Origin of the sequence: Caulobacter sp. NIBR2454 (assembly GCF_027474405.1) — a bacterium.
Classification (GTDB): domain Bacteria; phylum Pseudomonadota; class Alphaproteobacteria; order Caulobacterales; family Caulobacteraceae; genus Caulobacter.
This window is the reverse complement of record NZ_CP114871.1, coordinates 1,151,724-1,177,939: the sequence shown is the minus strand read 5'-3', so window position 1 is coordinate 1,177,939 and position 26,216 is coordinate 1,151,724. Positions and strand designations below refer to the sequence as shown.

General features: G+C 66.6%; 26 protein-coding genes, 1 tRNA gene and 1 pseudogene. 12 read left to right on the top strand and 16 right to left on the bottom strand.

The genetic code is table 11. The features are described 5' to 3' along the window. Nucleotide 1: 1 nt before the first annotated feature. The gene (locus tag O5K31_RS05785) at nt 2-940 is read left to right on the top strand and encodes an MlaD family protein (RefSeq protein ID WP_269716361.1); all 939 of its coding nucleotides are present in this window, start codon (nt 2-4) and stop codon (nt 938-940) included. Next, the gene (locus O5K31_RS05780; protein WP_269716360.1) at nt 937-1,578 is read left to right on the top strand and encodes an ABC-type transport auxiliary lipoprotein family protein; all 642 of its coding nucleotides are present in this window, start codon (nt 937-939) and stop codon (nt 1,576-1,578) included. The genes O5K31_RS05785 and O5K31_RS05780 overlap by 4 nt, the downstream gene beginning before the upstream one ends. A gap of 366 nt (nt 1,579-1,944) precedes the next feature. Here O5K31_RS05780 and rnk read toward each other — a convergent pair whose 3' ends face one another. After that, nucleotides 1,945-2,355, bottom strand: a complete 411-nt coding sequence (gene rnk, locus O5K31_RS05775) for a nucleoside diphosphate kinase regulator (RefSeq protein ID WP_269716359.1) — start codon at nt 2,353-2,355, stop codon at nt 1,945-1,947. 629 nt (nt 2,356-2,984) lie between these two features. Between rnk and O5K31_RS05770 the strand changes: the two genes are divergently transcribed. From O5K31_RS05770 to O5K31_RS05755, 4 genes are all read left to right on the top strand, one after another. Next, nucleotides 2,985-4,115 carry a helix-turn-helix domain-containing protein gene (locus tag O5K31_RS05770; RefSeq protein ID WP_269716358.1) on the top strand — a complete coding sequence of 377 codons (1,131 nt, stop codon included), beginning with the start codon at nt 2,985-2,987 and terminating at the stop codon, nt 4,113-4,115. A gap of 12 nt (nt 4,116-4,127) precedes the next feature. Further along, nucleotides 4,128-4,616 (top strand): hypothetical protein, encoded by a 489-nt coding sequence (locus tag O5K31_RS05765; protein WP_269716357.1) that lies wholly within the window; start codon nt 4,128-4,130, stop codon nt 4,614-4,616. Between the two features lie 644 nt (nt 4,617-5,260). After that, nucleotides 5,261-5,611, top strand: coding sequence for a DUF2200 domain-containing protein (locus O5K31_RS05760; protein WP_269716356.1), 351 nt, complete (start codon nt 5,261-5,263; stop codon nt 5,609-5,611). A 193-nt stretch (nt 5,612-5,804) separates the two neighbouring features. Then, the gene (locus O5K31_RS05755; RefSeq protein WP_269716355.1) at nt 5,805-6,176 is read left to right on the top strand and encodes a YciI family protein; all 372 of its coding nucleotides are present in this window, start codon (nt 5,805-5,807) and stop codon (nt 6,174-6,176) included. A 265-nt stretch (nt 6,177-6,441) separates the two neighbouring features. Here O5K31_RS05755 and folD read toward each other — a convergent pair whose 3' ends face one another. The 4 genes from folD to O5K31_RS05735 are packed head-to-tail and all read right to left on the bottom strand — an operon-like array spanning nt 6,442 to nt 9,451. Beyond that, nucleotides 6,442-7,335, bottom strand: coding sequence for a bifunctional methylenetetrahydrofolate dehydrogenase/methenyltetrahydrofolate cyclohydrolase FolD (gene folD, locus O5K31_RS05750; protein ID WP_269716354.1), 894 nt, complete (start codon nt 7,333-7,335; stop codon nt 6,442-6,444). Between the two features lie 36 nt (nt 7,336-7,371). Then, complete coding sequence (locus tag O5K31_RS05745) at nt 7,372-7,827, bottom strand: NUDIX domain-containing protein (RefSeq protein WP_269716353.1); 456 nt, start codon at nt 7,825-7,827, stop codon at nt 7,372-7,374. A gap of 1 nt (nt 7,828) precedes the next feature. Continuing rightward, nucleotides 7,829-8,845 (bottom strand): S1/P1 Nuclease, encoded by a 1,017-nt coding sequence (locus O5K31_RS05740; protein WP_269716352.1) that lies wholly within the window; start codon nt 8,843-8,845, stop codon nt 7,829-7,831. An 18-nt stretch (nt 8,846-8,863) separates the two neighbouring features. Next, a complete protein-coding gene (locus O5K31_RS05735; RefSeq protein ID WP_269716351.1) occupies nt 8,864-9,451 on the bottom strand; it encodes a glutathione S-transferase family protein in 588 nt (195 codons plus the stop codon). 91 nt (nt 9,452-9,542) lie between these two features. Between O5K31_RS05735 and O5K31_RS05730 the strand changes: the two genes are divergently transcribed. Then, complete coding sequence (locus O5K31_RS05730; RefSeq protein WP_269716350.1) at nt 9,543-10,040, top strand: 3D domain-containing protein; 498 nt, start codon at nt 9,543-9,545, stop codon at nt 10,038-10,040. 14 nt (nt 10,041-10,054) lie between these two features. On the opposite strand, the pseudogene O5K31_RS05725 reads toward O5K31_RS05730, so the two are convergent. Further along, a pseudogene (locus O5K31_RS05725) lies at nt 10,055-10,750 on the bottom strand (L-lactate dehydrogenase); the annotation flags it as partial. Here O5K31_RS05725 and O5K31_RS05720 point away from each other — a divergent pair. Continuing rightward, nucleotides 10,682-11,062, top strand: a complete 381-nt coding sequence (locus tag O5K31_RS05720) for a M10 family metallopeptidase C-terminal domain-containing protein (protein ID WP_269716349.1) — start codon at nt 10,682-10,684, stop codon at nt 11,060-11,062. The pseudogene O5K31_RS05725 and the gene O5K31_RS05720 overlap by 69 nt on opposite strands. A 52-nt stretch (nt 11,063-11,114) precedes the next feature. Here the strand turns inward: O5K31_RS05720 and O5K31_RS05715 are convergent, their stop codons facing one another. The 7 genes from O5K31_RS05715 to cobA form a co-directional block, all read right to left on the bottom strand. Next, nucleotides 11,115-13,184, bottom strand: coding sequence for a protein arginine N-methyltransferase (locus O5K31_RS05715; RefSeq protein ID WP_269716348.1), 2,070 nt, complete (start codon nt 13,182-13,184; stop codon nt 11,115-11,117). Between the two features lie 45 nt (nt 13,185-13,229). Beyond that, on the bottom strand, nt 13,230-16,490 hold the full coding sequence (locus O5K31_RS05710) for a hypothetical protein (RefSeq protein ID WP_269716347.1): 3,261 nt from the start codon (nt 16,488-16,490) through the stop codon (nt 13,230-13,232). A gap of 169 nt (nt 16,491-16,659) precedes the next feature. Continuing rightward, the gene (locus tag O5K31_RS05705; RefSeq protein WP_269716346.1) at nt 16,660-17,397 is read right to left on the bottom strand and encodes a phosphoadenylyl-sulfate reductase; all 738 of its coding nucleotides are present in this window, start codon (nt 17,395-17,397) and stop codon (nt 16,660-16,662) included. 2 nt (nt 17,398-17,399) lie between these two features. Next, nucleotides 17,400-17,900 (bottom strand): DUF934 domain-containing protein, encoded by a 501-nt coding sequence (locus tag O5K31_RS05700; RefSeq protein WP_269716345.1) that lies wholly within the window; start codon nt 17,898-17,900, stop codon nt 17,400-17,402. Continuing rightward, nucleotides 17,884-19,542, bottom strand: coding sequence for a nitrite/sulfite reductase (locus O5K31_RS05695; RefSeq protein ID WP_269716344.1), 1,659 nt, complete (start codon nt 19,540-19,542; stop codon nt 17,884-17,886). Before O5K31_RS05695 ends, O5K31_RS05700 begins: the two co-directional genes overlap by 17 nt. 13 nt (nt 19,543-19,555) lie before the next feature. Further along, on the bottom strand, nt 19,556-19,915 hold the full coding sequence (locus O5K31_RS05690; protein ID WP_269716343.1) for a DUF2849 domain-containing protein: 360 nt from the start codon (nt 19,913-19,915) through the stop codon (nt 19,556-19,558). After that, nucleotides 19,912-20,754, bottom strand: a complete 843-nt coding sequence (gene cobA / locus O5K31_RS05685; protein ID WP_442867758.1) for a uroporphyrinogen-III C-methyltransferase — start codon at nt 20,752-20,754, stop codon at nt 19,912-19,914. The genes O5K31_RS05690 and cobA overlap by 4 nt, the downstream gene beginning before the upstream one ends. A gap of 176 nt (nt 20,755-20,930) precedes the next feature. On the opposite strand from cobA, the gene gcvA reads away from it, so the two are divergent. Both gcvA and O5K31_RS05675 read left to right on the top strand, forming a co-directional pair. Further along, the gene (gene gcvA / locus O5K31_RS05680; RefSeq protein WP_269716342.1) at nt 20,931-21,887 is read left to right on the top strand and encodes a transcriptional regulator GcvA; all 957 of its coding nucleotides are present in this window, start codon (nt 20,931-20,933) and stop codon (nt 21,885-21,887) included. Nucleotides 21,888-21,894: 7 nt separating this feature from the next. Next, nucleotides 21,895-22,230: a chorismate mutase gene (locus O5K31_RS05675; protein WP_269716341.1), complete on the top strand. Its 336-nt coding sequence runs from the start codon at nt 21,895-21,897 to the stop codon at nt 22,228-22,230. Between the two features lie 3 nt (nt 22,231-22,233). Here O5K31_RS05675 and O5K31_RS05670 read toward each other — a convergent pair whose 3' ends face one another. Then, nucleotides 22,234-22,575 carry an Hpt domain-containing protein gene (locus O5K31_RS05670; protein WP_269716340.1) on the bottom strand — a complete coding sequence of 114 codons (342 nt, stop codon included), beginning with the start codon at nt 22,573-22,575 and terminating at the stop codon, nt 22,234-22,236. Nucleotides 22,576-22,655: 80 nt separating this feature from the next. Here O5K31_RS05670 and O5K31_RS05665 point away from each other — a divergent pair. Further along, nucleotides 22,656-22,731: transfer RNA gene (locus tag O5K31_RS05665), tRNA-Lys, on the top strand. Between the two features lie 66 nt (nt 22,732-22,797). On the opposite strand, the gene O5K31_RS05660 is transcribed toward O5K31_RS05665, so the two are convergent. Then, nucleotides 22,798-23,880: a serine hydrolase domain-containing protein gene (locus O5K31_RS05660; protein ID WP_269716339.1), complete on the bottom strand. Its 1,083-nt coding sequence runs from the start codon at nt 23,878-23,880 to the stop codon at nt 22,798-22,800. Between the two features lie 72 nt (nt 23,881-23,952). Further along, entirely contained in the window at nt 23,953-24,762 is an 810-nt protein-coding gene (locus O5K31_RS05655; RefSeq protein WP_269716338.1) for a helix-turn-helix domain-containing protein, read from the bottom strand. A gap of 131 nt (nt 24,763-24,893) precedes the next feature. Between O5K31_RS05655 and O5K31_RS05650 the strand changes: the two genes are divergently transcribed. Next, nucleotides 24,894-26,162: a serine hydrolase domain-containing protein gene (locus O5K31_RS05650; RefSeq protein ID WP_269716337.1), complete on the top strand. Its 1,269-nt coding sequence runs from the start codon at nt 24,894-24,896 to the stop codon at nt 26,160-26,162. The last annotated feature ends 54 nt before the right edge of the window (nt 26,163-26,216 follow it).

Here is a 26,216-nt window from a genome sequence, read left to right as displayed (position 1 = left end):
CATGGAGAGAAACGCAAACTACGGCCTGGTGGGGATCATCTCCCTGGCCCTGTTCGTGGGCCTGGTGGTCTTCGTCGTCTGGCTGGCGCGGCTGCAGTTCAACCGCGAGTACGACCAGTACGACATCCTGTTCATCGGCCCCGTCCGCGGCCTGTCGGAGGGCGGCGAGGTCCACTTCAACGGCATCAAGGTCGGCGAGGTGTCCGAGATCGGCCTCGACAAGCGCGACCCCAACCGCGTCATCGCCCGCGCCCGCGTCACCTCCGACGTGCCGATCCGCACCGACAGCTACGCCACGCTGGAGCCGCAGGGCATCACCGGCGTCAACTACGTCCAGATCACCGCCGGCCAGCCGACCAATCCCCTGCTCAAGGACACGGTGCCGGACAACCAGATCCCGGTCCTGCGCACCCAGCGCAGCGCCCTGTCCGACCTGCTGGAAGGCGGCGGCACCGTCCTGACCCGCACCATCGAGGCTCTGGACCGCATGAACCGCGTGCTGTCCGACGACAACATCAAGACCTTCAGCGCCAGCCTCGACGACGTCCAGGCCGTCACCGCCGAGCTGCGCGAGCGCAAGTCGATCATCGCCGACGCGCAAAAGGCCCTGCAGTCCATCGACGCCTCGGTCCAGTCGGCCCAGAAGCTGATCGAGAACACCAACAGCCTGGTCGACAACGACGGCCGCAAGACCCTGAACGAGCTGTCCAGCGCCGCCTCCGAGATCTCGGCCGCCGCCAAGGACGTGCGCGGCATGGTCAACCAGCTCAAGGAGCCCACCGGCGAGTTCGCTCGCCAGGGCCTGCCCCAGCTCACCAGCGCCATCGTCAGCCTGCAGGAGGCCGCCGAGTCCATGAGCCGCCTGGTCAGTCAGGTGGAGCAGAACCCGCGCTCCCTCGTCAGCAAGTCGCCCGCCAAGGAAGTGGAGATCAAGCCGTGATCGCAACCCCGCGCACCCTCAAGGCCCTGGCGGTCACGGCCGCCCTGGCCCTCCCCCTCGGCGGCTGCATCTCGCTGTTCCCCAAGGCCGACCCGGCCCAGATGTACCGCTTTGGCGACGTCCCGCCCTCGGCGGAGGGCGCGGTCAGCAACACCTCCACCGTAGGCGTGCTCAAGCCGCCCAGCAGCTTCACCGCCCCCTCGGCCGGCGACCGCATCCTGACGGTCTCCGCCGGCGGCGAGGCGGCCTATGTGGCCGGCGGCCGCTGGGTCGCTCCCGCCGTGGTCCTGTGGGACGAGGCCGTGCAGAAGGCGTTCGACGTCAACACCGGCGCGGCCCGCCTGATCGCCCGGGGCGAGCGCCGAAGCGCCGACATGCAGATGCGCCTGGACGTGCGCACCTTCGAGGCCCGCTACGACAACGGCGCGGGCGCCCCGCCGGCCGTCACCGTCGCCGTGCGCGGCGTGCTGCTCAAGACCAGCGACCGCAGCCTGCTGGACGACCGCATGTTCACCGCCACCGTCCGCGCCGCCGACAACCGCCAGACCCCCATCGTCGCCGCTTACGACCAGGCGACCGCCAAGGTCCTGGCCGAGATCGTCGACTGGACCAACGACCACGGCGCGAAGGCGAAGTAGGCGGCGCCCCAAAACCTCGTCACCCTAGGCCTCGTGCCTAGGGCCCATAGACTCCGCCTCGACCGGAAGACCGCAGCGCCGGCTGATTAACAGCCGCCTCCCTCGCCCCTGTGGCGAGGGTCCCTGTGTCCGCTTCGCTGACCTTGACCACCTGCCCACGCCCTGTCCGCCGAAACAGGGACCCCACTCCCAAAACCCTCGTCACCCTAGGCCTCGTGCCTAGGGCCCAGAGACTCCGCCTCGACCGGAAGACCGCAGTGGCGCCGCCCCGCGAACCCGGAACCTCAGCCGTGTCTGGATCCTCGCCACAAGGGCGAGGATGACGGGAATGGGTTGACTAACGCCGGCCACCGCCAACGCCCCCCCTCAGAACACCAACCGCGCCGGCGCCCGCACCTTCAGTATCCGCAGCGGCCGCTCGCGCCCCTCGCGGTCGGGCCACGATATCTCCTGCCCCACGGACAGGCCGATCAGCCCCGCCCCCACGGGCGAGGTGATCGAGATCTTGCCCGCCGCGATGTCGGCCTCGCGCGGATAGACCAGCACCACCGTGCGCCGCACGTCCCGCGCCTCGTCCACGAACTCGACGATGGAGTGCATGCGCACCACGTCATCGGACGCCTGCTCGTCGGGCACGATGTCGGCGCGCTCGATCTCCTGCAAAAGCAGCGCGGCGCCGACGGAGGGGTGTTGTTCGGCCAATACGGCCAGGCGGTCGGCCTCGCTCTCGGCGAGGACGATGGGCGGCCGCGCGACGGCGGCCTGCAAACTTTGCATGATGGGCTCTTAAAATTCAGGGCGGAGCCGGCCAGGGCCGGCGGGATCAGGACGTCCATCCCCGGACGTCGCGCACCCGCACGCATCCGGGGCTAGGAGCCTGCCTGAAGGCTCCCGCCGTGATGAAAGAACCGCCGAAATGCCGGTCGTGAGCACATGGGCTTAAAGGTGGGCGGGGGTGAAGGCTTTGTCAAACGTGGGGGCGGGCTGTCCCAAAGCGCATCCCGCAGCCCAGGACGCAACCAACCCTCATTTCAAAACTAAACGCATTGCGTTAAGTATGTTATTGACGATGCGGACTGGCGCAGCTATGACGCTAGGATGGATGTCGAATTTGCCAGTAGCGACCTAACGCTGGTCGAGACCGACGGAGCCGCAGACACCGGCCTGCCGGTTGCTGTCATTCATGCTGCACGGCAACGACTAGTCTTGCTTCGAGCAGCGCCCGACTTCGAAATGCTCAAACTGTGGAAAAGCTTTGGCTACCGAGGATGCCAGAGCGTAGCCGCCAATGAGCACCTCGTTGTCATCCGAGACGATTGGCACATGTGGATTCAACTCGACACGACTACGACACCACCTAAGGCAACCATCAAAGACCTACGACAGCAGTTCCGGGGGGCGGCATAATGAGCAAACCAAGGATTGTCGCCACCGATCCTCCGGGTACCTTTATCAAGCTCGAGCTTGACGCGCGCGGATGGAGCCAGCGGGACTTAGCTTTCATTCTAGGTCAGGCAGAGCAACAGCTAAATCCTCTTCTGTCAGGCAAGAGAACCATTAGCCCTGACATGGCTCGCTTGCTAGGCGACGCTTTTGGCGTGCCCCCGCAGTTCTTTGCGAATTTGCAAAGTCAGTACGATTTGGCGAACGCGAAGGAGCCAGATCCCGCTGTTCGCGCGCGGGCCGAACTCCAATCGGAATGGCCTGTACGCGATATGATCCGCCGAGGCTGGATTGAGCAGCGCGAGGCCTCCCTCATGCGGCTTGAAGTTGCCCGCTTCTTTGAAGCCGCAAATGATATTGCAGGTGAAGTCGCGGTGCCTCACGCAGCTAAAAAGACTCATTATGGCGACGTGTCCCCGCAACAGCTCGCTTGGCTATTTCGAGTACGTCAACTCGCGCGACAACAGAACGTCGCGCCGTTTTCCCTTGATGAACTTACTTCTTCACTCCCGCGCCTCAAAAGTTTGATGATTGACCCCGAGGCGGTGAAGGAAGTGCCATCGATACTTGCATCCTGCGGCGTTCGACTGGTGGTAGTTGAGGTTCTTCCAGGTGCGAAGATTGATGGAGTTTGCACTTGGCTAGACGATAAATCACCCGTTATTGGGCTCTCTACTCTTTATGATAGGCTGGACAATTTTTGGTTTGTGCTCCGACATGAAATTGAACACGTAATACAGGGTCACGGGAAGAGCACATACGGAAGAATAGATTATCTCGCTGGAGAAAACTCCTCCTCGTCGGGCGACATTGAAGACGAGGAAAAAATTGCCAATGAGGCCGCAGCAGAATTTGCGATATCTCAGAGCAAGCTTGAATCTTTTTACCTTAGGAAGAAGCCATATTTTTCGGAACGCGATGTTATCGGATTTGCATCAATACTTTCCGTACACCCGGCAATAGTAGTTGGACAACTACAACGCCGAATGAAGCGTTATGATTATCTCAGAAAATACCAGGTCCCCGTGCGTAAGTTCCTTTCAGAAACCGCTATGACGGATGGCTGGAGCCATATTGTCGAGGCTAAACTTTAGTTAGAGACTCAGATGGCCAAATTTTCAGAGCAAATGCAGCGCATCTTTAATCGGTACAACACCGAAGTGGATAGCGGCCCCGTATCTCTCGATGAGGTCGCGGCCTGGGCCATTGACCAAGGCCTTTTCTATCCGGCACCCAAGGACGTCATCAAGATATGCCGGGACGCTCTTGCAGATAGCTTGCGACAAGAAAAAAGAACGGACGATCAAGGGCGCCAATATCGAGCAAAGCACTCCGTTCGAACAACTGTGTCAGGTGTTCAGCTCAGCCTGTGGGCGGACATAGATTACGCCCCTCGCTCGTTTATGGAAAAATCCTTCTCGCAACGGCGCAAATCAATCACTGATGACAGCTTTCAATTGAAGCAGGATGTGGATCACTACAACGACGTAAATCGTGCAGATCCGCCTATTCAGATGATCCTGGACTTCACCGATGACGTTGCAGAAATGCAAGCAGCATCGCTGGAGGAATGGAAGTCACGCAAGGCTGGATGAAGCGAGCATTCGCTTTGCATCTCTCATAAGTAGTTCTCCGGTAGGAGCGCGCCACGGGGGGACCATCGGTCTGCTACCCCGCGGTGGCGCGGGCTGACCCACGGCTTTCTCAAGCACTTTACGCATGGCGCTAGCTAGTCGCTCTAAGACGCCCGGGCTGTCAGATCCCTGATCGTTAATGGATCAGAGACGAGTGCAGGAGGCCCATGCTTTTTCCTACCCCGCTTGCGGTGAGGAGAAGTGGAGACTCTGGAGACCGATACTCTCGCGACTTCAGACCACTCGGCGGAGACACTGGATACATTTTCGCCCCGCCGCTGACGGGCCGCGATCACGGAGCCAGCGCCGCTCCGACCGCCGCGCCCTCCGCCGCCCCGGCCCCGGCTATCCCCTCGCCCGGACCTCGGCCCACGCCTGAGAAACGGCGGGATCGGCCGTCGCCCCGGCCAAACTGTCCCCACCCCCGCCCGCCGGGCGACAATGGTGGGGCTAAGGGTCTCCCCGACCCGCCGCCCGTCACCGAAATCACCCCGATCCCGTCACCTGGAGACTTCGAAGACAAAACAGACCGCGCCAGCCCCCGGCTTTCGCCCCGCCCGCGAGATGCTACTCATCGTCCCACAGGCCCACGCGGACGGACCCCGATGACCCAGCACCGCATCTACACGACCAGTTTCGCCAGCGTTTATCCGCACTATGTGACCAAGGCCGAGCGCAAGGGCCGCACCAAGGCCGAGGTCGATCAGATCATCCTGTGGCTCACGGGCCTCCGCCAGGACCAGCTCGACGCCCACATCGCGGCCCGGACCGATTTTGAGACCTTCTTCGCCCAGGCGCCCCGCCTGAACCCCGCCCGCGCGCAGATCAAGGGCCTGGTCTGCGGCGTCCGCGTCGAGGAGGTCGCCGACCCGCTGATGCGGGAGATCCGCTACCTGGACAAGCTCATCGACGAACTGGCCAAGGGCAAGGCGATGGAGAAGATCCTGAGGGGATAAGGGCCTTGCGTGCTTCGAGACGCGCTATCGCGCTCCTCAGCATGACGAAGCGGGTTGCTACTGAATCCGTCATCCTGAGGCGCTGGCGCAGCCAGCGTCTCGAAGGACGCACAAATTCCTCCCCGCCCAATGTCGGTTTCCCCGCCCGCCGTTCGTCCTATCAACGACACTGCACACACACGGGAGAGACCCAATGCGCGTGATGATTTTCGTCAAAGCGACCGAGGATAGCGAAAAGGGCTTTGTCCGCACGCCCCAGACCGACGCGATGATGGAGGCCATGGGCCGCTTCAACGACGAGCTGATCGCCGCCGGCGTGCTGCTGGACGGCGACGGGCTCAAGCCGTCGTCCGCCGCCAAGCGCGTCGCCTTCGACGGCGCCAGCCGCACCGTCATCGACGGCCCCTTCGACAACCCCCGCGATCTGGTCGCCGGCTTCTGGCTGTGGGAGGTCAAGGACATGGAGGAGGCCGTCGCCTGGGTGAAGCGCTGCCCCAACCCCATGTTCGGCCCCAGCGAAATCGAGATCAGGCCGATCTACGAGGCTGCTGATTTGCAGGGGTGAGGCTCCGCAAACCAAACCCGACTCCCTAGGCCTTGTGCCTAGGGCCCCTGTGTCCGCTTCCTCATCGCCAGCCGTCGGTCAACACCCTGCCCGCCGAACGAGGGACCCCAGGCACAGGGCCTGGGGAGGCGGACCTGAAAAGCGATGCGTCCTTCGACAAGCTCAGGATGACGAACTCAGAGCAGCCACCCACATTCGTCATGCTGAGCGGGAGCGCCAGCGACCAGTCGAAGCACGCACGGCCCGCAGGAGCGCCCGACGCCCCCTACCCCAACCCGTTCAGCCGCCGGGCGGCGGTGAGCGTGTTCTGCAGCAGGCAGGCGATGGTCATGGGGCCGACGCCGCCGGGTACCGGGGTGATGCAGCCGGCCACGGTCTTGGCCTCGTCGAAGGCCACGTCGCCGACCACGCGGGTCTTGCCGGCGGCGGCGGCCTCGGGATCGCGGGCCGGCAGGCGGTTGATGCCCACGTCGATGACCGCGGCGCCGGGCTTGATCCAGTCGGCCTTGACCATCTCGGCCCGGCCCACGGCGGCCACCAGGATGTCGGCCTCGCGGCAGACGGCGGGCAGGTCGACGGTGCGCGAATGGGCGATCGTGACCGTGCAGTCGGCGGCCAGCAGCAGTTGGGCCATGGGCTTGCCCATCAGGTTGGAGCGGCCGATGACCACCGCCCGCTTGCCCTTCAGATCGCCCAGGACGTCCTTGAGCAGCATCATGCAGCCCACGGGCGTGCAGGCGGTCAGGGCCGGCAGGCCGCTGGCCAGACGCCCGGCGTTGATGACGTTCAGCCCGTCCACATCCTTGTCCGGATGGATGGCGGCCACGATCCGGTCCTGGCTCAGATGAGCCGGAACCGGGAACTGCACCAGGATGCCGTGGATGGCCGGATCGTCGTTCAGCGCCGCGATCAGGCCCATCAGCTCGGGCTCGGCGACGTCGGCCGGCAGGCGGTGCGTGACCGAATGCATGCCGGCCGCCTCGGTCTGCTCGCCCTTGTTGCGGACGTAGATCTGGCTGGCCGGGTCCTCGCCCACCAGCACCACCGCCAGGCCCGGCGTGATCCCGTGGTCGGCCTTCAGGGCGGCGACCTCCTCGGCGATGCGGCCGCGCAGATCGGCCGCGAAGGCCTTGCCGTCGATGATGGTCGCGTCAGCCATGGGAAGCTCCTCGAAGTTGCGCCACGGCCTAGTCGCTCAGGCCGCGTTGCGCAACCGCATCCACAGCAGCACGGCCACCGCGTGGGCCTCGTGCCGCAGCCGCACGGCCGCCTCGCCGGGCTCGACCCAGACCAGGGTGTGGTCGGCCTCGATCTTCAGGGCGGCGTCCTCGCCCTCGATCTCGACCTGATAGACCCCGCCGCGGTTGTTCACCGGCGAGCGCGGGTCCTTCAAAAAGCGCTGGGCCACGTTGACCACCCGCTTGCCCAGCCGGACGCGCAGGCCGGTCTCCTCGCCGAACTCGCGGATCAGGGCCTTGGCTTCGTCCTCGCCCGGATCGATGGCCCCGCCCGGCAGGTCCCAATAGGGCGCGCCGTCGCCGCGATCGACCTCGACCACGGCCACCTTGCCGTCCCGCTCGGCGATCCCGAAGGCCGCCGGCCGCTCCACATAGGTGAGGCCGGACCGCGGATCGCCGAACTGGTGCAGCATGCTAGTCCTTCCCGTAAAGGTCCTTCCACGGATCGGCCTTGCCGCTCTCCACGTCCTTCACGGAGATGGTCGGGCGGTAGCCGATCGAGCCGTTCGCGCTCTCGCGCCAGGCCAGGACCACCAGGTCCCGAAGCTCGGACGCGCCCGCCGCGATGCGGTCGTTCAGGAAAGCTGCGGCGCGCGGGTTGGGTTCCTTGAACACCTTGTCGGCCCACAGCACGTAGATAGGCTCGGCCTGGGCGGCCGAACCGACCAGGAAGTCGGCGACCCGCTGCTCGACCGCGCACTGGCAGTCATCGAACGGCTGCATCCGCGCCTTGGCCGAGGCGGCCGTGACGTTGGCGGTCACCGCCTCGCCCTCGAAGACGCCATGGATGCTGCGCTCCTGGCTGTAGCCCTTGGGGTTGGGGTAGTCGCCCCAGCCGTTGTAGTGGATCGAGGCGTGCAGCGGCTGGGATGCGTCGCCCACATAGTGGGCCCAGACGCCCAGGTCGCGGATCAGCAGGGCCTCGCGGCGGATGCGGTCGGCGCGGTAGTACCGGCGCTGCTCGGCGCTCTTGGCCCGCTTCTCGACGATGGTCAGGATGCGCCAGTAGGTGAAGTCCTTCACCAGCTGCTGGTACCCGTCGATGATCGAGTATTGCAGGTAGCCGGCCTTCCACATGTCGAGGTTGGCGGCGCGCAGGCCGGTCTCATAGTCGGCCTTGGTGGCGGGGAACGGCGCGAACTTCGGCCCGCCCAGCACCCGGCCCTCCTCGTCGATGTCGACGAAGTGGCCGGCGTCTCGGTCGTGATCGTGGATCTTGCCCGAGCCCTTGGACCGGTCCAGCTCACGCGCCAGCTCACCGATGTCGTCGATAGCCCGGGGCGTGCGCAGGAAGCCCGGAACCTCGGCCGGCAAAGCCTCGGTCGCCAGGCGTCCGACCAGCCGGTGGCCATGGGCGCCCCAGGCGAAGGCCGGCGCGGCGGGCGCCGCCGCGGCGAGGCTGAGAACAAGGGCGAGTGCGACGCGACGCATGCAGGGTCTCCGAAAGGATCAGGCGATGCCGAGGGCGGCTTCGACGCGCGCCACCCAGGCCTTGACGGCGGGATAGTCGGAAAGGTCGAACCCGCCCTCATGGGCGACGCGGGTATAGGCCACCAGCGCTACGTCCGCGAGGCTGACCCGATCGCCGACCAGGAAGGGGCTGGCGGCCAAGCCGTCGTCCAGCCGCTTGAGCGCCGCGGCGCCACGCACCAGCAGCTTCTCGTCCAGGTCCTCGCGGGTCTTGCCCAGGTAATGCATCTGGAAACGGGCCACGGCCACATAAGGCTCGTGGCTGTACTGCTCCCAGAACATCCACTCCAGCATCCGGGCGCGGTCATAGGCATCGGCGGGAATCAGCTCCGAACCCTGGGCCAGGTAGGTGATGATGGCGTTGGATTGGGCCAGCGGGCGGCCGTCCTCGAGAATAATCAGCGGCGCCTGGCCGGCGGGATTCAGGGCCAGAAATTCCGGTGTCCGGGTCTGCCCGTTAAGCACGCTGGTTTCGGTCCAGACGTAAGAAATCCCTAGGAAATCGGCGACCCACTTAACCTTTAGGCAGTTGCCCGAAATGCTATCGCCGAAGATGCGCAAGGCCACGGTGCGACTCCCAGGAGGTTGCCCAGGAGGCCTTGATAGCCTAAGCAGAGGGCCGCACAACCAGATACGCCGCCAAAGAGGATACCCTCCCATGCGACGCCTTGTTGGCCTTCTGGCCGCCCTAGCCGTCGCGGCCGGTTTCACGACCGCCGCTCATGCTCAGAACGCCCAGACCTCGGGATCCGATCCCTTGGGCGACGTGATCATCAACGCCCTGTCGGCCATCACGCCGGGCCTAGCCGACTTCAAGCTGAAGGCGACGCTCTACCATGCCGGCGCCCGCGGCGTGGGCGCGCTGGATTCGCTGGGCTGCAAGGTCGTGGCCATGCGCACCGCGGCCATCGACCGCAACCTGATTCCCCGCCGCACCGTCCTGTTCATCAAGGAAACCGTCGGCCTGCCCATGCCCGACGGCGGCGTCCATGACGGCTACTGGTACGCCTCCGACGTCGGCGGCGCGATCAAGGGCGAGCGCATCGACCTCTTCACCGGCTCGGGCCGCGGCTCCATGAGCCCGATGATGCCGCTGAACCTCTCCAAACTGACGGTCACCAAGGCCGGCCAGTTCAAGGGCTGCCCCCCGAAATAAGCTTTCTTCGCCGCCTATCGGGCGAGCGTATGCGCGCCCAGATCGGTGACGGCTCTGGCCCCCGTCAGGGTCATGGCCACGCGCATCTCCTTGGCCATCAGATCGAGCAGGTTGGCCACGGCCGCCTGCCCGCCCGCCGCCAGGGCGTAGACGAAGGGTCGGCCAAGCATGACGGCGTCCGCGCCCAAAACCAGAGCCCGGACCACGTCAAGGCCGCTGCGTACGCCCGAATCCAGCAAGATGCGGATGTCGCCCTGAACCGCCTCGGCGATTGTCGGCAGCGCCCGGGCCGAGGACAGCACTCCGTCCAGCTGCCGCCCGCCGTGATTGGAGACGACGATGCCGTCCGCGCCAAAGGTCACCGCGTCGCGTGCGTCCTGCGGATCGAGCACGCCCTTGATGATCATCGGGCCGTCCCAGAAGTCCCGGATCCATTGCAGGTCGCGCCAGGAGATTGACGGCTCGAAGTTGGCGCCCAGCCAGCCGATGTAGTCGCCCAATCCGGTGGCCTTGCCCAGATAGCGCGAAACATTGCCCAGGTCGTGCGGCCGTCCGCCAACACCCACATCCCAAGCCCAGGCCGGATGGGTGGCGGCCTGCAGCATGCGGCGCAGCGACGCATAAGGCCCGCTCATCCCAGAGTGGGCGTCGCGGTAACGGGCGCCGGGCACGGGCATATCGACCGTAATCACCTCTATGGCGGCGCCGGAGCCGACACCTTCGTCTATGCTGCGATCACCGGCTCCAATCACTTCCAGTGGTACGACAACATCTTCGACTTCGTGTCCGGAGTGGATCGCATTGATGTCTCGGCCCTCGATGCGCGGAGCAATGTCTCGGGCAACCAGGCCTTCACCTTCCTTGGAACGGCGGCTTTTACAGGCGTTTCGGGGCAGCTTCGCTATGTGGTGTCCGGAGCGAACGTGGGGTTCGAGGCGGACGTCAAAGGGGATGGGCTGGGTGATTTCCGCGTTCTGTTGCTTGGAGTAAGCTCACTCACCGCCGCCGATTTCGTGCTTTAGGCAGACAGAAAGGGAGCCCCCAGGGGCTCCCTTCAATCGCATGCCCGCCGGGTCAAGCTTCCTGCAGCCCCAGGGTCGCGGGCGCGCTTTCCTGCGGAAAGGCGACGACGTTCTGGGATCCGGCATGGCCATGCCACCAGGCGCGGTAGCCGAACTGCTTGAGGTAGGCCAGACACTCAGCGCCGCGGGGGCCCTCCTGGCACTCCATATAGAGGATGGGCCGGTGCGCTTTCAGGGTCGCCGCGGCGCCGGCCAGGACGTCCCTTTCCATTCCCTCCACATCGATCTTGATCAGGTCGCAGCGCGACAGGCCAAGGCCATCGATCGTGAGGACCTCGACCGTCTGCGTCCGCGCGGCGAGGCGAAGATTGTCCGCGCCCTCCCAGCCGGGAACCAGCGACATAATCCCGAAATTGCTGGGCTCGTCATAGGCGACGTCGGGCACCTCGATGTGTCCGCGCTTCGCCCCGACGGCCGCCATGTAGCACCAGGCGTTGGTCCAGCTGTTGAGCGCCACGCCCGCCACCATCGCCTGGAACATCACCCGCTGCGGTTCGAAGGCATGCACCTGCCCGGAGGGGCCGACGAAGTTGCAGAAGGCGAGCGTGTGGCTGCCCATGTTGGCGCCGACGTCGAGCACCGTCTGACCTGGTTTGATCAGTTGGGCGAGCAGGTCCAGCTCGTCCTGGGACCATGCTCCGGTCTCGCGCACGCCGGGAGTCACATAAAGATCGTGTCTGTTGAGAACCATCTGCCCGTAGCGCGACGCGACGAGCTCATTGATGTCGCCGCGCGCTGGCGCAGCTTGCGTGATGGGCGGCGCCTCTGTGACGATCCGCAGATCGGCGGGCGTCAGGGCGCGTATTTCCTGCCCGCGACAGGCCCGCCAAAGTCCCACGCCCAGAGCCAGGGGCGTCGTTCTCCAGGGCCCGTCCATGGCGGCGAGCGCGGCGTCCACGAACCGCACGGCGGCCGCGCCGCCGCGCAACGCCATGACATGGCTCGCCACCTGGTCCCACAACAGACCTTCGCCGATGAGCGCCGCCGCCCCTTGTGCGGTGGACGGCAGGATCACGCCGGGATCGGTGTGGAAGACCATTGAGGAGCGGGCCAGGACAACACTGACATCGGGCGTGCGGGCCAGGTCGCGCAAGCGCGATAGGGTGATCCGGGCGGCCAAGGTCCTGAGCTCAGACGGCGTAGAACCGACCATCAGCTCAGCGGACCATGAAAACCACGCGCCTTGGGCGCTTGCCGCCTCCAGGCTCTGGCGCGCCCAGGGCGATGGATTGCAAGCAAGCACATGGACCGCCCAGCCGGCGGCGCTTTGAGCGACCGAAGTCGCCAGCCGCAGGGCCTGTTCGACGCCCGCGTCATCCAGGGCCACCGTCAGCACGATGGACGGCGGCTCAAGCTCCAGGGGGGGAATCGCCATGGGGGCGGGGTTGGGCGCCGCGGGGAAGTCGAAGTCTCTGCCAAGGCGCTCCTGAGCGGCGGCGAGACAAAGATGGTTCAAGGCGCGGCCTTCCCCGCCATGCTCAAGGGCCTTGCGCGCCGCGTTGATGGCCCGTTCGTTTTCGCCAAGCTTGAGGGCCGCGACCGCCAGCCCTCCCCACGATGGCGTGTGACCGGGGTCGCACGCCAGGGCGCGCTCGAAGCAGGCCGCGGCGGCTTCGTAGTCGCCATTGCTGCGGATCACCAGGATCGCGCAGTTGTAGTGGTGGGCGGGCAGCTGTGGCGTGACAGCGGCCGCAGTCATCAGGCATTGAAAGGCGCGCTGTGCGTCACCAAGCTCCGCGGCGGCGATACCCTCATAGGACCAGCTCAGGCTGGCTGGATCGTCGCCTTGTGTCCTGCGGACAGCGTGGGCAAGGTCCCGCATGGAGATAAAGCGCCCGAACCGATGGTTGCGGGCGGTATGAATCAGAAAATCGAGGAGCTCGGGATCGACCGCTCCGGCCAGTCCGTGCGGATCAAGCACGGCCCAGTCCAGGGATTTGATCAGATAGTCGCCAGCGCTCGCGCGGAAGTCGGAATCTATCATGACGTTGATCTGGGCCGCCTTCTGGTTTGGTTGAACGTAGGCCGACGGCGCACGCGCCGCGCCTTGCTGCATAGTCATCGGTACAGGTGTCCGCGGGATGCGGCTGACAGGGAGGGCATACCGCTACTGAACCAGCGCCTGGCGCTGGGCTTCATCCAGCGACTGGATCTGCGCCGCGGTCATGGCCGCCACCTGTTCATCGGTCAGCGCCGCGATGTGCGCGGCGCTCAGACGATCAAGCTGGCTGGCCGCCAGGCCGGCGATCTGGGTGGGCGCAAAGAGGGCCATGTCGGTGATGGTCAGCGCGTCCAGCACGCCCTCCGACAGTCCTGGCATCTGCAGGCGCGTCATGGCCATCACCTGTGCGGACGTAAGGCGCCCAAATTCGGTGGCCGACAATTGCCGCAGTTGGGTCAGGCTGAGGCCCTGTATCTGCGTGGCTCCAAGAAAGCCGATCTGGGTGGCGTCCAGCTGCCCGATGCTGGTGGCCGCCAGCGCGCGCACCTGCACCTGGGACAGGGCGCGGATTTGGGTCTCACCCAGGGCCGCCATCTGGCCAGCGGTCAGCTGGGCCAGTTGGCTGGCGGCGAGACCACGGACCTGGGTCGCGTCCAGATCGCCCAGTTGCGTGGCGCTCAGGCCCGCGAAGCTGGTGAGCGAAAGCGCGCCCAGCTGGGCGCCCGTGAGGGCGCCGATCTGGGTGGTGGTGAACTCGGCGAAGTCCGCCGCCGCCAGCCCCCGCAACTGCGCGGCCGTCAGACCCCTGATCTGGGTCGCATCGAGCCAGCCGACCTGGGTGCTGGTCAGTTGGGCGAACGCCTGGGCGGTCAGGGCCGACAGCTGACTGGCCTTGAGCCCCCCGATCTGTGTCCTGTCGAGATCACCGAACCTGTCGGAGCCCAAGGCCGCCAGCTGCGGCGATGTGAGACCTGACAATTGCTCGGGGCCAAACCTTGCAAGCTCGGCGGCGGGGATGGCCTTCAGCGTGGTGACCGACAGCGCGCGCACCTGTGAGGCGGTCAGCGCCTGCAACTGGGTGTCGGCTAGGGCCGCCAGTTGCGGGGCGCTCAAGGCCGTGAGTTGGGCCGCGGTCAGGGCGGCGATCTGGGTTGGGCCAAATTCGGCCAGGTCCGTGGCGGCCAGGGCCTTGATCTGCTGGGCGGTCAGGCCGCGGATCTGGCTGGCCTCCAGCGAAGCCATCTGGGTCTGGGTCAGCGAGCTCAACTGCCCGGGCCGCAGCCCGCCAAGCTGCGCCGCCGTCAGCCGGTCCAGGTTGGCCGCATCGAGCATGGACAGAGACGGCAAGCCGCTCAATTGCCCTCCGCTCAGAGCCCTAAGCTGCGTGTTGCTGAATTTCGCGACGCCGGTCGCGTCCAGAAGCGACAGTTGCGTGGGCGCCAGGGCCTGGATCTGCGGTGCGCTCAGGGAGCCCACCTGCCCCGCATCGAGGGCGGCGAAGGCGGTGGCCGACAGACCCTTGATCTGGGAGGGCGCGAGCGCCGCGATCTGGGTGGGGCCAAGATCGGCGATCCGGGTCGCGGACAACCCGGCAAGCTGCGAAGCGGCGAGCGCCTTGAGCTTTGTCGCGTCCAGCGCCTGCATTTGGGCGCTGTCCAGGCTGTTGAGGTTGGTCGCCGACAGCGCAGCCAGTTGCGCGCCGCTGAAGGCGGCCAACTGCTCATCGTTGAGGCCGCCGAAAGCGGTGGCGTCTAGGGAGCGTATCTGAAGCGCGGTCAGGCCCTTGACCTGTTCAAGGCTCAGACTGGCCAACTGCGTGGCGCTGAACTGGTTGAGAGCGGCGGTGGACAGTCCGGCGATCTGCCGGGTCGAAAGGGCGTCGAGCCAAGCCTCGTCCATGACCGACGCGGCGGCTGCGCCCAGGACGCCCAATTGCGCGGCTGACAGGGCCTGGATTTGGGTCGCAGCGAACTCGCCCAGGTCGGTGACCGACAGGCCGGCCATCTGGCCGGCGGTGACGCCGCGCATCTGGGCCGCGCCCAACGCCTGGACCTGGGTGCGGTCAAGGGCTGAAAGCTGCGTGGCGCTGAGGGCGGTGACCTGCGTGCCCAGGAGCGAGGCGATCTGGGAGACGCCGAGCTCGGCCAGATCAGTCTCGGTCATCGCGCGAAGTTGGCCAGCCGTGATGCCGCGCATCTGGCTGGCGTCCAGTCCGCGCACCTGGGTGGCGTCGAGGCTCAGCAGGTTCGTCGTCGATAGGGCGCCGAGCTGGGCGCCGGTCAGGGCCGATACCTGGGTGGCGTCAAGCCGCTCAAACGCGCCGGCGTCCAAGGCGCGCACCTGGCTGGTCGACAGCCCCCTGATCTGGGACACGTTCAGCCAGGAGACCTGGGTCTGGCTCAAGCCAGCAAAGGCGGTCGGCGACAGCCCCTGAATCTGGCTGGCCGGCAGGGCGCGGACCTGGGTCTCGTCGAGCGTTGCGAGCGTCGCGCTGCTTAGAACCTTTAGCTGCGCGGCGGTCAGTCCGCCGATCTGGTCGGCGCCAAACCTTGCGATGTCGGCCGCCGTCAGGACGGCCAGCAAACTGGGCGAGATCGCGCGCATCTGAGCGCCGCCGAGGGCGCGCACCTGGGTCTGATCGAGCCCGGCCAGCTGCGTGCTGCTGAGCGCCGCAACCTGACCCGCTGTGAGCGCGGCAATCTGGGTGGTCCCGAACTCGGCCAGGTCGCCGGCGCCCAGCATCCGCAGTTGCGTCGCCGTCAGACCGCGCACCTGGGTCGCGTCCAGGGACATCATCTGGGTCAGCGATAGCGACTGCAGGTTGGTCCCCGACAGGGCGCCGAGTTGGCCGCCGGTCATCGCCGAAACCTGGGTGGTGGTGAACTCGGAGAAATCGGCGGCGCTCAGGTCTTTCATCTGGACGGCGGTCAGGCCCCTGATCTGGTCGCTGTCGAGCAGGCCAATCCGCGTGGCGTCCAGTTGCGACAGCGCCATGGCAGTCAGCCCCGCCAGTTGGCGAGCGCTCAGGGCGTCCAGCTGGGTGGCCACCAGGGCGTTGATCGCCGTGTCCGCAAGTCCTGATAGCTGCTGGCCCGACAGAACGGCCAGTTCACCCGCGTCGAGGCCAGCGATGCGAGTGGTGTCGAACCCGCGCATCTGGTCGGCCGCGAACACCTTCAGCTGGGCCACCGAAAAGGACACCGCCGAATCCAGATGCGGTATCTGGGCGGCCTTGAGCCCTTTGACCTGCGCTGTGGAGAGCGCCTCGACCTGCGCCTGGGACAGCTCGCCGATGGCGGTGGCGCTCATGGCGCTCAGCTGCGAGGTCGATAGCAGCCTCATGTCGGCCGCCGTCAGGCTCTGGGCCTCGGTGGCCGAAAGGGCGCTGAACTGGGCCAGGGAGTACTTGATGATCGGTGAGACCATTTCCCCTCCCTTCCCTCAAGCCGCAGCGTCCAACCAGCACATGGCCAGATTCGGCCCGCGGACTCTACTCATGGCTGAGGTTGATTGCCGCCGCGCGCAACGGGCAAGCCACCGGCGAGGCTTTGCGCGCAGGCCATCTCCGAGCGCGGTTGGCCCCACCCGGGAGGGTCTAGATCCCCTCGCCCATGCTGGTTTCACGACCAGGCGCGCGGGCGACGTGGATGCCGCATTCGGTCTTCTCCTGACCCTGCCAACGGCCGGCGCGCACGTCCGCGCCGGCCTCAACCGGTTTGGTGCAGGGCCAGCAGCCGATCGACGGGAAACCGTTCGCCACCAGTGGATGGGCCGGCAGTTCATGCTTGGCCGCATAGGCGTCCAGTTCGGCCTTGGACCAATTGGCCAGCGGGTTGAACTTCACCTGCGACCCTGCCTCTTCGACCACCGGCAGGTGCAGCCGATCGCCGCCGTGGAACCGCTTGCGGCCGGTGATCCAAGCCTCGAACCCGCCCAGCGCTTCATCGAGCGGGCGCACCTTGCGGATGTCGCAGCAGGCGTCGGTGCTGGTCTTCCAAAGATTTGACGCCGGATCCTTGAGCGCCAGATCAGCGAACTTGGGGCGCAAGTCGCGCACGTCAGTCAGGCCCAGGCGCTCGGCCAATTGCCTGCGGTAGTCGAGCGTCTGACCAAACAGCATGCCGGTGTCCAGGAACAGGACCGGAATCTTGCGGGTGATCTGGGCCGCGATGTGCAGCAACACCGCAGACTCCGCCCCGAAAGAAGAGACCAGAGCCAGCTTGTCGCCATAGACGGCCCAGGCGGCCTCGAGCACCCGTTGGGGCGGCGCGTCGCGCAGATCGGCGTTCAGCCGCGCGGCGAAGGAATGGGGATGCTCGCGGTCGAAGGCCATGGTCAGGCCCTTTCCTCGAAGGCCGGCGCGCGGTCGTCGGCGGCGCGCTGGTACACATGCCGGAACCGCCCGGCGGCCTTCCCCCACTCCTGTGCATTGGAGCCGTCCGACGGCTCGAAGGCGTCGAACCCGCAGCGGACCATGAAACCAGCCTGCTCGCGGAACACGTCCCCCACCGCCCTCACCTCGCCCGTGAATCCCAGACGTTCGCGCAACAGCCGGGCGCTGGTGAAGGCGCGGCCGTCGCGAAATTTCGGGAAGGCCAGGGCCACCACTGACAGGCGCGGCAGGTCATAGGCCAGGTCCTCGACCGCCTGATCGCTCTCCAACCGAACCCCCACCTTGCGGCCGGCGGCCAGCAGGGCTTCGCCTTCGGCCTGGAACCGGGCGTGGGACAAGATCACCGCGTCGGCATTGGGCGCGTCGTCCTCGTCCGCCACATGGACGAAGTCGTTGTCGATCTCGGCATAGCCGGCGTCGGTCAGCTTAATGAGCGTCGGCATAGACGGCCTCCTTGAACGGGGCCATGCCGATGCGGCGGAAGGTGTCGAGGAAACGCTCCTCGCCCTCGCGCACTGACAGGTACTTCTCCACCAGAACGTCCACCGCGCCCGCCACCTTGTCGGCAGGCAAGGCCGGGCCGAGAATCTGGGCGATGCTGGCGTCCTCGGCGCCGGAGCCGCCCAGCGAGAGCTGGTAAAACTCCTCGCCCTTCTTATCGACGCCCAGCACACCGATGTGGGCGACGTGGTGGTGGCCGCAGGCGTTGATGCAGCCGCTGATCTTGATCTTCAGTTCGCCGACCTTCTCGGCGTAGTCGGCGTCGGCGAATTTCTCGGCGATATGCTGAGCCACCGGGATCGCGCGGGCGTTGGCCAGGGCGCAATAGTCCAGACCCGGGCAGGCGATGATGTCAGACGCCAGGTCGATATTGGCCGTGGCCAGACCCGCCTTTTGCAAGGCCGCATGCACCACCGGAACGTCGTCCAGCTTCACGTGCGGCAGCACCAGGTTCTGGGCGTGGGTGACGCGCAGGTCGTTGAGGCTGTAGCGCTCGGCCAGGTCGGCGGCGATATCGAGCTGATCGGCCGTGGCGTCGCCCGGCGTCTGGCCGATCGCCTTCAACGAAACCTCGACGATGGCGTAGCCGGCTTTCTTGTGCGGCTTGACGTTGTTGCGCACGAACCGGGCGAAGGCGGGATCAGCGGTCTTGGCCGCATCGAACGCCGCCGACGTCGCCGGCAGGGTCTCGAAGGGCGTGGAGGCGAAGGCGCCGCGGATGCGGGCCAGTTCGGTGTCGGGCAGGTCGGCGCGGGCGGCGTCGATCTTGGCCCACTCTTCCTCGACCTGACGGCCGAATTCCTCGGCGCCCAGGGCGGCGACCAGGATCTTGATCCGGGCCTTGTAGATGTTGTCGCGCCGTCCGTAGCGGTTGTAGACGCGCAGCACCGCCTCCAGGTAGCTCAGCAGGCGCGACGCCGGCAGATGCTCCTTGATGGTCGGACCGACATAGGGCGTACGCCCCTGCCCGCCGCCGACGATCACTTCAAAGCCGAGCGAGCCGTCGCGACCGCGACGGGCCACCAGGCCGATGTCATGCACACGCGCCGCCGTGCGGTCCTTGGGCGCGGCGGTGATGGCGATCTTGAACTTGCGCGGCAGGAACGAGAATTCCGGATGCAGCGTCGACCATTGGCGGATCACCTCCGACCACACGCGCGGATCATCGACTTCGTCGGCGGTGGCGCCGGCATAGGGGTCGGACGTGACGTTGCGGATGCAATTGCCGCTGGTCTGGATGGCGTGCAGGTCCACCTCGGCCAGTTGGTCGAGGATGTCTGGCGCGTCGCCCAGCTTGATCCAGTTGAACTGGATGTTCTGGCGGGTGGTGAAGTGGCCGTAGCCCTTGTCGTAGCGGCGGGCGATATCGGCCAGGCGGCGCGCCTGCGCCGCGTTCAGCGAGCCATAGGGGATCGCCACCCGCAGCATGTAGGCGTGCAGTTGCAGATAAAGGCCGTTCATCAGCCGCAGAGGCTTGAACTGATCCTCGCTCAGCTCGCCGGCGAGGCGCCGCGCCACCTGGCCGCGGAACTCCGCGGACCGGTCAGCCAGGAATTCCTTATCGAGGGCGTCGTACAGATACATCGGCTCCCTCCCTCTACTTTCTGCGGATCAGGTCGAGACGACCGGTGGAGCGGGCCGCGCCGGAGGCGTGCTGCAGGGCCTCGATGGCGTCGCCGCCCTCGGACTGCTTGCCGTGGCCCAGCTCATTGGTGGGGCCGAGCGCGCGAATGCGCTCGCGATAGCTGACCGGGGCCAAGCCCGCGCCCGCCTCGACGACGTCGATCAGATAGGGCTCGACGATCACGGTGGGCTGGCTCTTGCCGACGGCCACGGCGGCCTCGCCTGGCTCGATCTCGGTGAACAGCTCAGCGTCGGCGAAGCGCTCGACCCACTGGCCGGCCTTCCAGAACACGACCTCGCCATCGATCAGGCGGTTGGCGGTGAGTACTTTCATGCGCCCACGCTCCGGCTGGACAGGAGGGGTTGGACGATCTCGGACGCGCCGGCGGCGGCGAGGGCCATGGCCTCGCCCACCATCAGGAGGGCCGGACCGGCAAGCCCGGCCGCGACGGCGGGAAGTTGGCCAAGCGTGGTGACGATACGCTGCTCGTCGGCGCGGCTGGCGTTGACGACGACCAGCGCGGGCGTCGCCGCCGAGCGACCGGCGCCCGTCAGGCGATCGGCGATCACGCCGGCGGTCGACAGGCCCATATAGATGACGACCGTGTGGTTGGGACGCGCCAGGGCCGCCCAGTCCAGATCGGGTTCGCCATGTGCGGCATGGCCCGTGACGAAGGTCACCGCCTGGGCCGCGCCGCGATGGGTCAGGGGCGCGCCAGCCGAGGCGCCGGCGGCCAGAGCGGCGGTGACGCCGGGAATGACGGCGCACTCGACGCCCGCCGCACGGCAGGCCTCAAGCTCCTCGCCGCCGCGGCCGAAGATGAAGGGGTCGCCGCCCTTGAGGCGCACCACCGACAGACCCTCCTGGGCCAAGGCCACCAGCAAGCGGTTGATCTCGTCCTGCGGCAAGGTGTGGCGCGACTTGCGCTTGGCCACATCGATGCGTCGGGCGGCGGACGAAGCGAGATCGAGGATTTCGGGAGAGACCAGGCCGTCGTGGACGATCACGTCAGCGGCTTGCAGGGCTTTCAGCGCCTTGATCGTCAGCAGTTCTGGGTCGCCGGGACCGGCGCCGACCAGGACCACGCGGCCCGTGACGCGAGTGTTCGAAGGCCCGCCGCGGAGGACGACGAGCCGGCCGGGCTTTGCGGGGGAAGCGCCCTGGCGGGACATGAGGCTTTAGGTCCTCTATAAGCTGGCTCCTGGAATCGCCTGCGGGGCAGACCCGAAGATCCGCCCCGCAGCCCCCGCGAGCGAAAAGGGCCGATACGCCAGCGGGTGGTTGCAAATTGATCCGCGAGGGTCCAATTCGCAAACGAGGTCTTCTGCCGGGGCGTTCAGTAAAACTCATGGAAAAAAGCACCGAGAGACGGCGCCTGCCGCCCCTGAACGCCCTGCGCGCATTCGAGGCCGCCGCACGCCATCTGAACTTCAGCCGCGCCGCCGATGAGCTGTCGGTGACGCCCGGCGCGGTCTCGCAGCAGATCCAGAACCTCGAAGACTATGTGGGCGCGGCCTTGTTCAAGCGCACGCCCAAGGGGCTCCTGCTGACTGACGCGGCGCAGACCGCCCTGCCGGCCCTGCGCGAGGCCTTCGATCGTCTAGCAGAAGCGGCCAGCCTTCTGACCGCAGCCGTGGATGGCCGCCGCCTCAGCCTGACCGCCGCCCCCTCCTTCGCCGCCAAGTGGCTGGTCCCACGCCTTGGCAAGTTCGAGGAGGCGCAACCCCAGGTAGACGTATGGCTGTCGGCCGGCATGGAGGTGGTGGATTTCGCCGCCGGGGAAGTGGACCTGGCCATCCGCTACGGCGCCGGCCGCTATCCGGGGCTTGAGACCATCCGCCTGCTCAGCGAGACCGTGATTCCCGTGGCCAGCCCGGACCTGCTGGCTCAGAACCCGCTGAACGATCCGAGCGATCTGGCGCGCCACATCCTGCTGCACGACGGCTCGCCCGACGCCGACGACTCCTGCCCCGACTGGGCCATGTGGCTGGCGGCGCGGGGCATCAAGACTGTGGATGGCGCGCGCGGGCCGCGCTTCAACCAGTCCAGCCTGGTGATCGAGGCGGCCGCCAACGGTCGCGGCGTCGCCCTGGCCAAGCGCACCCTGGCGCAGGCCGACCTGGAGTCGGGTCGGCTGGTGACGCCTTTCGAGATCGCCACCGCCGTGGACTTCGCCTATTACGTCGTCCATCCCAAGGCCAAGGGACGGCTGCCTCAGGTGAAGGCCTTCGTCTCCTGGCTTCTGGAGGAGGCCGCCGCCCATGAGGCGGCGCTCCGCACCCTCGACAACGGCGCCGGTATCTAGAGACTTCATGCCCCACGACATCCTCAGCGCGACCGACCCCCGGCCAGCGCCCGCCGACTGCACGACCATGGCCGATGTGCGCCAGGGCGTTGACGCCCTCGACCGGGCCCTTGTCCTGATGCTGGCCGAGCGTCAGCGCTATATGGACGCCGCCGCGCGGATCAAGCCGAACCGCAACGCCGTCCACGACCGCGCCCGCATCGAGGATGTGGTGACCAAGGTAAAGGCCGCCGCCCGCGAGGCTGGTCTGTCGGAAGCCATCGCCGAGCCGGTTTGGCGCCAGCTGATCGACCGCTGCATCGCCTACGAATTCACCGTCTGGGACAAGACCCGCGAGGGTTAAAGCTCAGGCCTTCAGCGATCTTAGCGCCATCTCATGGCGATAGGCCGCCACATCCATCAACGCCGCCGCCAGGGCGTCCTTGACGGCTCCGATTCCCGCGGGACCGATGGCCTCGGCGCGCTCGCAAGCATCGCCCAAGGCGAAGGCCCCCACACCCCGCGCCGCGCCCTTGATGGTATGCACGGCGTCGATCCACTGGTCGCCATCGGTGTCCAGCAGCGCGCTCCAGATCTCCGCCTGCTCACAAAAGAGCGCCAGAACCTCCTCGATCACTCCCAGATCTCCCGCCGCAAACCCCTCCAGATAAGGAAAATCGACCGCTCCGGTTAGGTCTCGACGCGCCATGTAAACCGCCCTTGCCAAGCGAAAGTTTTCGAGTATGTTCCGCGCCTCGCTGACGGGCCGCAGGGCCTGAAGACGGACGTGGGTGTATAGCTCAGTTGGTAGAGCAGCTGACTCTTAATCAGCGGGTCGTAGGTTCGAATCCTACTACACCCACCACTTCCTCCACACATCGCTGAAGACTGACGAAACCGCTGCTGAACTTGGTTTGCGGCGGCTTCGTCGTCAGCGCCCAATGGCGGGCAGCACATGCTCGGTGATCAGCGAATCGGTGACGTCGTGCGGGTTGCGAACTCTGAAGTTCTCGGTCGTCACCACGACCACCGCCTCCAGATCGGGGAACACGATCACCTTGTTGCCGCCGCTGCCCGACATCATCCAGGCCTTGTGCGCGACTTCGCCGACCTTGTAAGTCGGCAGCCAGACCAGATAGCCGTAGTCGCCACGATCGGGGGACACGCTGGCATGTGGGGTGGTCATCGCCTTCACCCAGGCTGGCGGCAACACCTGGCGGCCCTCCCATCGACCGCCATCAAGCAGCAGCCGTCCCAGCGCCAGGAGATCGCGGCTGCGCAGGCCAAGGCCGCCGCCGCCCATGGCTAGGCCCGTGGGCGATCCTTGCCAGCGCTCACCCTCGATTCCGAGCGGAGCGAACAGGGCGTCGTGGGCGAAGGCAGGCAACGGCTGGCCGGTCGCCTTCTGAACCACCGCGCCGAGGGTGACGACCCCGGCCGTGCAATAGCTGAACGAGCGGCCATAGGGCGAATCCTGCGGCTTGAGCGTCCATTCGGGAAAGCCCTTGATCGGCAGGTCGAGGGCGAACTTGGCCCAGTCCTCGATCAGGTACATCCGCTCCTCGTTGCCGCGCGAGAACGAGTTGGAGTCATCGCACTCCAGCAGCGAACTCATGGTCAGGAAGTCCTCGACCGTGATGCGCGACTTGCGCGGGTCCGGGTGCTCGAAAGGCCCGGGGATGAACGGAGCGACCGGGACGTCCACGCCCTTGAGGTCGCCACGCGCGATAGCGGCGCCCACCAGCATCGCCGTGACCGTCTTGGTCACCGAGCGGGTGTTGCGACGCGCCTGCGCGCCCCCCTCGTCGAAATAGGCCTCATGCACCATCCGGCCGCGCTGGGCGATCAGGACGCTGGTGATCTTCTGGAACTTGCCGTCGCGGATTTGCGCATCCATGGCCGCCAGCCCTTCAGCGGCGACCACCGGACTGACCGGTGTTGTAGGCGGTGATTGCGCGCCAGCTGGCGCGGCCAGAAGGATTAGACCAAGCGCGGCGGTAACCAGAAGACGCATATGGATTCCCCGATGTGACTGGCGTTCGCCATAGCGCCGGCCCGACGCGACATCTTGAACAGCTGAAACCGCTCAGGCGAAAGCGGCGCGATACCGGGCAGGAGGCAACCCATAGATGGCGCGAAAATCGCGCGTCAGATGGCTCTGGTCCGCGTAGCCGGCGACGATAGCGGTCTCCACCAAATCTCGTCCGCGGGCGATCAAATCCGCAGCCCTGTCCGCGCGCGCCAGACGGATCGCGGTTGCGGGTGAGCGGCCAAAGTGACGCCGGTAGCGGCGGGCCAGGCTGACGGGATGCACACCGACCTGGCGGGCCACTTCACGCACCTCAAGCCCTGCCTGACAGGAAAGATCGCCGATCATCTCGTCGGCCAGCAACAGCCAGTCCGGCGCCGGATCCTCCTCCAGCTCGGCCGCCGTCAGCACAGCGCCGGCCATTTCAAGCACCAAACCCTCCACGGCGATCTCATCACCATCGGCGAGGCGCGCGAGCCTCCCAACTAGCCGACGGGCCGCCGCGCCCGCGCAGTGCTCCCTCAAGCGCAGCGGGTCGCCCTGGGCGGCTCCCTGGGGCGGCATGAAACTGACCGACAAGAAGCGGCCGCCAGGCCTTTCGAAGGAATCGCGATGCTCCACGCCCGGCGGATTCCAGACCAGCGCTCCCGGCCCGAACGCGACGCCGCGCGGCGTGCGGGCGTCGTGAGCGAGGCTGTGGTAGCCGCCGTCGAGCGCGAGGACGAAGTGAGCGTCCTCATGGATATGGGTGTGGACGCCTTCGGGCGGCAGGCTCGCCCGCCAGAGCCCCACCTTGAAACCCGCAACCTGGATGGCGCGGGACCGGTCGCCCAGGAAGGCGCCAGAGGAAAAGGACGGAGCAGCCATACCCTAGACTATCAGCCCATTGAGCGCGGCAAAGCCAGCAAGGCGACGCTTCACAACCACGCTCCGCCGAAGGACAGTAGCGCCAGCCAGCGCTTGCGAAACGCGAGCCTTATTGCACAAGGACGGTTTTGATGCCCCCGCCAAATGACCGCCGACGCTTCATCAAGACGGTTGGCGCCGCCGCCATGGCCGGCTGGGCCCTGCCCGCCTCAGGCGCCGCCGCCCACGTCGCGTCGCGGCCAAAGGTGCTTCGGCTGCAGCCGCGCCGGATCGACTCTGCTCTGGATCAGATGGTGGCCGCCGGCCGGGTGGCGGGAGCCTCGGCCCTGATCTGGCAGGGCGGCCGCGAGCGATATTTCCACGCCACAGGTTTCGCGGACCGGGAGGCTCGCCGCCCCCTGGACCGGCGCACGCTGTTTCAGATCTATTCGATGACCAAGCCCGTCACCGGCGTGGCGCTCATGCAGCTTTGGGAGCAGGGCCGGTTCCATCTGGACGATCCGATCGCGCGCTATCTGCCCCAATTCGCGCAGATGCAGGTCGACCGCGGCGCGGGCGGCTTGAGCCCCGCGAGCCGCCCGGTTCTTATCCGCGATCTGCTACGGCACACCGCAGGCCTGTCCTATGGCTCCGGCGAGACGGCGGCCGACCTGGCCTACAAGCGGGCCGATCCGCTCAATCCCGCCAATGACCTCGCCGAGGCGGGGCGCCGCCTGGCCTCGCTGCCGCTGCTGGCCGATCCTGGCGAAATCTGGAGCTACAGCGCCGCCGTCGATGTGCAGGCGCTGCTGGTGGAGACCCTGGCGGGCGAGCCCTTCGAGGCTCATGTGCGCCGTCGCGTGCTCGAGCCGTTGAAGATGGCCGATACGGGCTGGACCCAGCCCGCCGCCAAGCTGGATCGCCTCGCGACTGTCTATGTGGGCGGACAGCAAGGCGGCCTCGTGCGCCAGTCCGATGAGCAGACCCGGGCCAACAACTTCGCCCCATCCCGACGCTTGACCATGGGCGGCGCCGGACTGGTCTCGTCCATCGACGACTACATGCGCTTTTGCCGGATGCTTCTGGCGGGCGGCACACTGGATGGCGCCAAGATCCTGAAACCCTCGACCATCCGGTTGATGGCCAGCGACCAGCTCGATCCGGCGATAACCTCACGCCACTTCCTGCCGAGCAAGGGTTCGGTCGGGTTCGGTTTCGACTTCGCCGTCCGGACCGCCCCGCCAGCCGATCCGGCGGAAAATCGCGGCGAGGTCGGCGAATTCTTCTGGGATGGCTACGCCTCGACCCTGTTCTGGATCGACCCGGCCAACGACCTGGCCGCCGTCTTCCTGGTGCAGCGCATTCCGTTTGATGGAACCTTGCACCATGACTTCCGAAATGCGGTCTATGGCGAGGCCTGACGGGCACCGACCCGTTGCTCCTCCACTACGACCATAGTGTTATTGGCCAGCGGC

Bases quoted from the DNA above. Each gene is read 5' to 3' on its own strand.
- O5K31_RS05785 (WP_269716361.1), top strand. From the start codon at position 2: ATGGAGAGAAACGCAAACTACGGCCTGGTGGGGATCATCTCCCTGGCC.
- rnk (WP_269716359.1), bottom strand. From the start codon at position 2,355: ATGCAAAGTTTGCAGGCCGCCGTCGCGCGGCCGCCCATCGTCCTCGCC.
- O5K31_RS05770 (WP_269716358.1), top strand. From the start codon at position 2,985: ATGAGCAAACCAAGGATTGTCGCCACCGATCCTCCGGGTACCTTTATC.
- O5K31_RS05765 (WP_269716357.1), top strand. From the start codon at position 4,128: ATGGCCAAATTTTCAGAGCAAATGCAGCGCATCTTTAATCGGTACAAC.
- O5K31_RS05760 (WP_269716356.1), top strand. From the start codon at position 5,261: ATGACCCAGCACCGCATCTACACGACCAGTTTCGCCAGCGTTTATCCG.
- O5K31_RS05755 (WP_269716355.1), top strand. From the start codon at position 5,805: ATGCGCGTGATGATTTTCGTCAAAGCGACCGAGGATAGCGAAAAGGGC.
- folD (WP_269716354.1), bottom strand. From the start codon at position 7,335: ATGGCTGACGCGACCATCATCGACGGCAAGGCCTTCGCGGCCGATCTG.
- O5K31_RS05745 (WP_269716353.1), bottom strand. From the start codon at position 7,827: ATGCTGCACCAGTTCGGCGATCCGCGGTCCGGCCTCACCTATGTGGAG.
- O5K31_RS05740 (WP_269716352.1), bottom strand. From the start codon at position 8,845: ATGCGTCGCGTCGCACTCGCCCTTGTTCTCAGCCTCGCCGCGGCGGCG.
- O5K31_RS05730 (WP_269716350.1), top strand. From the start codon at position 9,543: ATGCGACGCCTTGTTGGCCTTCTGGCCGCCCTAGCCGTCGCGGCCGGT.
- O5K31_RS05715 (WP_269716348.1), bottom strand. From the start codon at position 13,184: ATGACTATGCAGCAAGGCGCGGCGCGTGCGCCGTCGGCCTACGTTCAA.
- O5K31_RS05710 (WP_269716347.1), bottom strand. From the start codon at position 16,490: ATGGTCTCACCGATCATCAAGTACTCCCTGGCCCAGTTCAGCGCCCTT.
- O5K31_RS05705 (WP_269716346.1), bottom strand. From the start codon at position 17,397: ATGGCCTTCGACCGCGAGCATCCCCATTCCTTCGCCGCGCGGCTGAAC.
- O5K31_RS05700 (WP_269716345.1), bottom strand. From the start codon at position 17,900: ATGCCGACGCTCATTAAGCTGACCGACGCCGGCTATGCCGAGATCGAC.
- O5K31_RS05695 (WP_269716344.1), bottom strand. From the start codon at position 19,542: ATGTATCTGTACGACGCCCTCGATAAGGAATTCCTGGCTGACCGGTCC.
- O5K31_RS05690 (WP_269716343.1), bottom strand. From the start codon at position 19,915: ATGAAAGTACTCACCGCCAACCGCCTGATCGATGGCGAGGTCGTGTTC.
- cobA (WP_442867758.1), bottom strand. From the start codon at position 20,754: ATGTCCCGCCAGGGCGCTTCCCCCGCAAAGCCCGGCCGGCTCGTCGTC.
- gcvA (WP_269716342.1), top strand. From the start codon at position 20,931: ATGGAAAAAAGCACCGAGAGACGGCGCCTGCCGCCCCTGAACGCCCTG.
- O5K31_RS05675 (WP_269716341.1), top strand. From the start codon at position 21,895: ATGCCCCACGACATCCTCAGCGCGACCGACCCCCGGCCAGCGCCCGCC.
- O5K31_RS05670 (WP_269716340.1), bottom strand. From the start codon at position 22,575: ATGGCGCGTCGAGACCTAACCGGAGCGGTCGATTTTCCTTATCTGGAG.
- O5K31_RS05660 (WP_269716339.1), bottom strand. From the start codon at position 23,880: ATGCGTCTTCTGGTTACCGCCGCGCTTGGTCTAATCCTTCTGGCCGCG.
- O5K31_RS05655 (WP_269716338.1), bottom strand. From the start codon at position 24,762: ATGGCTGCTCCGTCCTTTTCCTCTGGCGCCTTCCTGGGCGACCGGTCC.
- O5K31_RS05650 (WP_269716337.1), top strand. From the start codon at position 24,894: ATGCCCCCGCCAAATGACCGCCGACGCTTCATCAAGACGGTTGGCGCC.